General features: G+C 63.9%; 8 protein-coding genes and 1 pseudogene. 3 read left to right on the top strand and 6 right to left on the bottom strand.

The genetic code is table 11. The features are described from left to right. The 4 genes and pseudogenes from AC3WUF_RS18710 to AC3WUF_RS18695 all read right to left on the bottom strand — a co-directional run. Window positions 1-605: pseudogene (locus AC3WUF_RS18710) on the bottom strand (hypothetical protein); the annotation flags it as partial. 117 nt (window positions 606-722) lie between these two features. Then, a complete protein-coding gene (locus tag AC3WUF_RS18705; RefSeq protein WP_492428407.1) occupies window positions 723-1,148 on the bottom strand; it encodes a hypothetical protein in 426 nt (141 codons plus the stop codon). 91 nt (window positions 1,149-1,239) lie between these two features. Beyond that, entirely contained in the window at window positions 1,240-1,764 is a 525-nt protein-coding gene (locus AC3WUF_RS18700; RefSeq protein WP_492428405.1) for a hypothetical protein, read from the bottom strand. Between the two features lie 8 nt (window positions 1,765-1,772). Continuing rightward, on the bottom strand, window positions 1,773-2,036 hold the full coding sequence (locus AC3WUF_RS18695; RefSeq protein ID WP_492428403.1) for a hypothetical protein: 264 nt from the start codon (window positions 2,034-2,036) through the stop codon (window positions 1,773-1,775). A gap of 87 nt (window positions 2,037-2,123) precedes the next feature. Here AC3WUF_RS18695 and AC3WUF_RS18690 point away from each other — a divergent pair, with 87 nt between their 5' ends. Beyond that, window positions 2,124-2,402, top strand: a complete 279-nt coding sequence (locus AC3WUF_RS18690) for a hypothetical protein (RefSeq protein WP_492428401.1) — start codon at window positions 2,124-2,126, stop codon at window positions 2,400-2,402. A gap of 125 nt (window positions 2,403-2,527) precedes the next feature. Here the strand turns inward: AC3WUF_RS18690 and AC3WUF_RS18685 are convergent, their stop codons facing one another. Next, window positions 2,528-3,532, bottom strand: a complete 1,005-nt coding sequence (locus tag AC3WUF_RS18685; protein WP_492428399.1) for a hypothetical protein — start codon at window positions 3,530-3,532, stop codon at window positions 2,528-2,530. 367 nt (window positions 3,533-3,899) lie between these two features. Between AC3WUF_RS18685 and AC3WUF_RS18680 the strand changes: the two genes are divergently transcribed. Beyond that, the gene (locus AC3WUF_RS18680) at window positions 3,900-4,346 is read left to right on the top strand and encodes a PA2169 family four-helix-bundle protein (RefSeq protein WP_492428397.1); all 447 of its coding nucleotides are present in this window, start codon (window positions 3,900-3,902) and stop codon (window positions 4,344-4,346) included. A 1-nt stretch (window position 4,347) separates the two neighbouring features. Here the strand turns inward: AC3WUF_RS18680 and AC3WUF_RS18675 are convergent, their stop codons facing one another. Then, window positions 4,348-5,271, bottom strand: a complete 924-nt coding sequence (locus tag AC3WUF_RS18675) for a LysR family transcriptional regulator (RefSeq protein ID WP_492428395.1) — start codon at window positions 5,269-5,271, stop codon at window positions 4,348-4,350. A 116-nt stretch (window positions 5,272-5,387) separates the two neighbouring features. Here AC3WUF_RS18675 and AC3WUF_RS18670 point away from each other — a divergent pair, with 116 nt between their 5' ends. Then, window positions 5,388-6,152 carry an SDR family NAD(P)-dependent oxidoreductase gene (locus AC3WUF_RS18670; RefSeq protein ID WP_492428393.1) on the top strand — a complete coding sequence of 255 codons (765 nt, stop codon included), beginning with the start codon at window positions 5,388-5,390 and terminating at the stop codon, window positions 6,150-6,152. Window positions 6,153-6,156: the final 4 nt, after the last annotated feature.

Below are 6,156 nucleotides of genomic sequence, written 5' to 3'. Positions count from 1 at the left end.
AAGCAGCTGGCCAGCAAGGCAGTTACAGTAAACCCTGGACTCTGAACAACACCGCTACTCAAGGCGGGGGGACGTCGGGCTCTATACAGTTTCCCCGAGCCCCACCGATGCCGAAGCTCGCCATCGACGCTGTCGCAGAAAAGTCTATTCCCATAAGAAATCGTGCGAACTCTGGCGTGCGGATCGACCACCGATTCTCTTGGATCACCTTGCCGGCTTTCGACCCTATTGGCCAGGCAAAGCATCAGAGCCGTGGCCACTACCTGATCGCTCAAGCCAACATGCGCCAATGGGCGCAGCCTAAGATCTCTCTGGACCGCCTTTGCGGGCCCCCAGGTTCCGGCCTTTTGATCAACGGTCCATCTTTGGGTCTTAGGTGCGGGAACAATACGAAGGTCCGTACTTTTCCATTCCTCAGCAATAGACAACTTTGAGCCGATATCGGAAAGGAAATGACGCAAATTAACAGCAGCTCGATCTAACTCAAGCGTGTCCGAGTACCAATTGTGATATCGAATATAGGTTGATGTTTTCTTCCACGCCTGTATGAGCACATACTCGCGACGAAGTTGCTGGAAGGAAGGGCTAAGTACTATTTCTGACATGCCGACCTCAACCTTTTCTTGGCCGTGAAGCGCAAATGCGGCGAGTGACCCTGAAACCGCCTTGGTGGGACGCTCACGCGATAATCGCTGTTAACGCTCCGCTCGTTTCCCGAGAAATCACGGCTGAAACTGCCCACGGCGAAAGAAGCTACCGATGCACCGTTTATCCGACTCCGACAGGCACATCGCCATTTCGCTAGTCGACCGAAACTTCAGATACACCGTGACCTCCTGCCCCACGGGAATGGCACGCCCGGAGCAGCTGGGCTTTTCGTTGCTCTCGTATAAGGTATCAACGAGCTTGTAGAAGCCCGCGGCGCTGGCCTCGGGAGAGATCTGATAGCGCGAGCGCCCCTTCTGTTCGGCGCTCTCGAAGGTGCTCGTTCCGTCTGTCGCGTACTGGGATGTCTCCACGCAACTTGAGCCCGGCGCCTTGAATTCCCAGGTTCCAATGATTGGGTGGGAGACGTCGACCTGCGTTGATGACTTGGAGCAGGCAGCGAGGGCCAGCAGGGAAATGGTGACGGCGAGAAGGATGCGCATGTTTGTACCCCCGAGAGAAATAACTCTATCTGCCAGCCCTGCGAGGCGAGATTCGCGATCCACACTGGAACGCGAGCGCTCACCTTACGCGCTAAGGCACAACCCCATTGCTCAGCTTCTGCATCCCGAAAATCAACCGGATCAGACTCACCAGGCCGACCACGCAGCCGATGAACGTCCCCAGGATCGGCACCCCGAACACCATCAGAAACACCGCGATCCCGCTTCTGGTCTCGTCGGCAATGTAGTCGTTGAGCAACGTCCCCCAGAACGGCTCGGTGAAGATGATGTCGATGCCTTCCATCTCGATGATTGCGAGCGAAGTGGAGACGGAATGCAGCGACAGGCCGGACATGTAGAAGATCAGCGCGGAGCTGAGACCGAAGGCGATGACGCTGAGCAGGATGTGCGCACCGATCGCCCGTCGCGCCTTGCGGGTGTGCGCCTTGCCGAGCTCGCTGTGAACGCTGTTCTGGATGATCAGCACCATCAGCCAGGCGAGCGGGCCGATGAAGCAGACGAGGACGGCCATGCCCATCAGCATCGACAGCGCGCTGCCCACGGCGATCACATAGGCCAGCCAGGCCAGCGGTGCGTCTTCGTTCGCAGCGATCACGGGTTGGTTCATTCCATCACCAGCACGGCCAACACCGGCGCTGAGGAGAACACGGCGAGCGTCAGTGCAAGCCACAGCCATTTGTCGTTGGCCGCGAGGCTGTAGGCGGTGCCCATCAGAATCGCGGCGATGATCGTGGCGATCACGGTGTAGGCCATCGTCATGCCCTGGCCGGCGAGATCGCTCTTGAGGCCGGCGACGACGAGCTTGAGCAGGCCGCCGAGCAGGAGCAGCAGTTCAACGCCCAGCACGATCAGGATCGCCTGTTTCATGCCGAAGTCTCGCCCTGCACGGTCCCGTTTTACAAGCGGAGGGCTGCGCCTTATGGTCGGCGGCACTGCCCCGCCTCCGGAGACACCATGGTCTGCTCGCATCTCGCTGCGCTGGAACGTGCCTTGATCGACAGCCGCACGCAGGAGACAGAGCGCGGTCAGCTGTGGTCGAAGAACTGTCGCGAGTGGGTGTATTTCAATGTGGTGCTGGATGTGGCGGCACTGCAGAAGCGCTTTGCGTTCGATCCCTGCGTGACCGTGCATGAGAATCTGGATCCACGCTCGGGCACGGAGCGCGGGTTTTATTGCTCCAGCTGCCACGATGGGGTGATGGGGCGGCTGGATGGGGCGGCGGTGTTTCGGTGAGAGCTGTTGCGGTGTCTCGATACACCGCGCCAGCGGCGCGGCACTCGACACGAACGGGCAGGTAAAAGACGCCCCTCACCCCGGCCCTCTCCCCGCTTGCGGGGAGAGGGAGACCAGCGAAGGGATCAGCCGTTGTCTTTGGATTCCTGGCAGGGGAGCTTCTGACCCATGCATTTGGCGACGCCGTTGGCCAGCTCGGTCAGTGCGGGGGAGCTGTGATCGGCGAGCAGGCATAGGCCAGCGACGCGGAGTTCCATGTAGCCGCCGAAGCGGCTGGGCAGGACGTTGTGCCACTGCGCTTCGATGTTCTGCTGGCCGCGCTCGAAGAAGACAGTGTCGTGCTGGGTGGACAGGCCCCAGTAGCGGCCTTCGCTGGCGATCCATAGCGCGGCTTGCTGGTCGTCGAGCTTGCGCGACCAGGATGCGGGTGTGTCGTAGACGGGGCGCGTGCTGAGTGCGCGGGCGCGCAGGCGGGTTTCCGCATCCTCGTCGGACTGTGCGCGGTACTGATCGGGGCGCAGGACTTGTGGGTGCCATTCGACGCGGGCGGTGGCGAGGGCGTCGAGCAGCATCTGTTGCTGCTGCACGGCGGCGATGTAGGGCGCGGCGGCGGCTTGCTCGTCGGTCCAGCTGAGATAGAGGTAGGCGGCGGAGATGCCGGTGCTTTCGGGGCGTTGGCCGCCGAACGTGGACAGGCCGACCTGGAGGCCGTCGAGGTTCCAGGTGGCGTTGTAGAACACGGTGCCCTCGCCCGCGCCTTCGCGCTCTTCGTCGTCGGCGCTGTATTCCTCGCTGGGCGGGCCGAGCGTGGCATGGATGGCGTCAGCCCACCAGCGGTGGTCGCCGATCTCGCGCTTGGGGTCGTAGGGCGCGAGGTGGTAGGTGACGCTGCGCACGGGGCGCTCGATATCGCCGAAGGCGGGCTCGAAGGAGATAGCCGGGAAACCGTAGGCGCTGCCGCAGAGGCCGCGGGGGATTTCTTCGTAGTCGCTGTCGCGGCGCTGGCCGCGGGCGCTGAGTTCGCGGTTGAGGTCGGCCATGGTGGTGCCCCAGGCGAAGAGCTGGGTGTCGACCTGGAAGCCGTCGAGACTGGGACGGATGAAGACGGGCTTGGGCCTTGCGCTGCTCATGCGGGGCTCCGGTTGCGGGATGAGCATGATGGGCTGGGTGTTGGGGAGTTTCCAGCGGGTGCGGGGTGCGGTGGTGGTCTCTCGATACACCGCGCCTTGCGGCGCGGCACTCGAGACGAACGGGGTGTTGGGGGCGGCGACGATGGTGATGGCCTAAAAGACGCCCCTCACCCTGTCCCTCTCCCCGCTTGCGGGGAGAGGGAGATGGAGAGTTTGGGGCGAGGTGGGCGGCTCGGAGAAACCGGCGTAAGCTGGATCGACTCGCACCACGCCGGACACCGGACGCTGTTGCAGTTTGGCCGGTCTCTTGTGGTTGTCCGTGGTTCGGTTGCGTGCGACGCGACAGTTCACACGAGGAGGCATGCTCATGAATCCGGTCGATACCCTTACGCTGTTGAATCGCCTGATCGTCACGTCGAAGAATGGCGAGCACACGCTGGCCGCCGCGGCGCACGAGGTCCATAACGCGGAGCTCAAGCAGGCGCTGTACGACTACGCGCAGTTCTTCCACCAGGCTGCCGATGAACTCAACGATGCGATGCAGCGCCACGGCGGGCACCCGCATCCGCGCGCGACGTTCGGCAACGCGGTGCATCGCACGGCGCTGCATTTGCGGGCGCTCGCGCTGGGCCGCAAGGAGAGCACGATCCTCGACGACATCGAAGACGAGGAGATGCGCGCCGATGCGCTCTATGCCGATGTCGACAACTGGGATCTGCCGGACGATGTGCGCGCGCTGATCGTGCGCCAGGGTGCGGAGGCGCGGCGCCGGCATGAGCAGGTGGATGCGCTGCGCGAGCAGCTGATCCACTGAATCAGGGCTTGCCCGCGGGCTGCGGTGGCTGCAGCTCCGGCTTGAGCACGGCGGCCACCCAGTCCATGAAGACGCGCACGCGCTGCGGCAGGTTGCGGCGGTTGACGTAGAGCAGCGAGACCGGCATCGGCTCTGCGCGCAGCCGCGACAGGATCTCGACCAGCGCACCGCTCTGCAGATGCCGCTGCATGCCGCTGACGGGCACCTGGATGATACCCAGGCCGGCAAGACAGGCGGCTTCGTAGGCTTCCGCGCTGTTAACGGTCAAGGCGCCCTGCATGGCGATGCTGCGATAAGCGCGGCCGTCGTGGTACTCGAAACGATCCGGGCGTGAGCCCAGCGTCGGCACGTAGTGGATCAGGCGATGCCTGGCCAGGTCTTCGATGCGGCGCGGCGTGCCGTGGCTGCGCAAATATTCGGGACTCGCGCAGTTGATGATGCGATAGCTGCCCAGCGGCCGGGCGATCAGCGCGCTGTCGGCCAGGGTGCCGACGCGCAGCACGCAATCGAAACCCTCGCGGATCAGATCGACGCGGCGATCGGTGCTCGACAGTTCCAGCTCGATCTGCGGATGTGCTGCGAGGAATTCTGGCAGGCGCGGGATGATGAAGTTGCGCGCCGCGCCGGTCGGCATGTCGACGCGCAGGCGGCCGCGCAGTGACTGCGCCGCCTGCTGGAACATGGCCTGCAGCTCGTCCATGTCCGCGAGCAGATCCTTGCAGCGCTCGTAGTAGGCGCGGCCGTCCTGGGTCAGCTCGACCTTGCGCGTGGTCCGCTGCAGCAGGCGCACGCCAAGCGCGGTTTCGAGCTGCTGCACGGCGATGGAGACACTGGCCTTGGGCAGGTCGCGGTCCGCCGCCGCCTGCGTGAAGCTCGACAGCTCGGCAACGCGGACGAAGATCTGCATGGCGTCGAGGCGGTTCATGGCGGGCTCCGGAGATTGTTCGGATTATCCGAACAGAGATAACGCGAATGCCATGTTTATCAGGTCATGACCATACAATAAAGTGCGTCCACCCCAAGCCGAACCCGGAGACGCTCATGACCCCTCAAACCCCCATCGCCCTGATCACCGGCGGCAGCCGCGGCCTCGGCCGCAGCATGGCCCTGCACCTGGCCGCCAAGGGCACCGATATTGTGCTGACCTATCGCAGCCAGGCCGCCGAAGCGCAGGCCGTCGTTGCGGAGATCGAAGCCAAGGGCCGCAAGGCGGTGGCGCTGCAGTTGGAAGTTGGCGAAAGCGCGAGCTTCGATAGCTTTGCGAAGACGCTGTCCGACACGCTGCGCAAGCACTGGCAGCGCGATCGTTTCGACTATCTGATCAACAACGCCGGCATGGGCGTGCATGCGGGCTTTGCCGAGACCACCGAGGCGCAGTTCGACGCGCTGATGAACGTCCACCTCAAGGGACCGTTCTTCCTGACGCAGAAGCTGCTGCCGCTGATCGCCGACGGCGGCCGCATCGTCAATCTGTCCAGCGGCCTCGCGCGCTTCGCCCTGCCCGGCTATGCGGCCTACGCGACGATGAAGGGCGGCATTGAAGTGCTGACGCGTTATCTCGCCAAGGAACTCGGCGCGCGCGGCATTGCGGTGAACACGCTGGCGCCGGGCGCGATCGAGACCGACTTCGGCGGCGGCGCGGTGCGCGACAACGCGGATCTGAACCGCATGATCGCGGCGCAGACGGCGCTGGGACGCGTGGGCCTGCCGGACGATATCGGCGGCGCGGTGGCGTCACTGCTCTCGACCGACAGCCGCTGGGTCAATGCGCAGCGGCTTGAGGTGTCGGGCGGGATGTTCGTCTAGAGGC

The sequence above is a fragment of the Fontimonas sp. FW305-C-3 genome (assembly GCF_058783185.1).
This window is presented reverse-complemented; position numbering and strand designations above follow the sequence as displayed.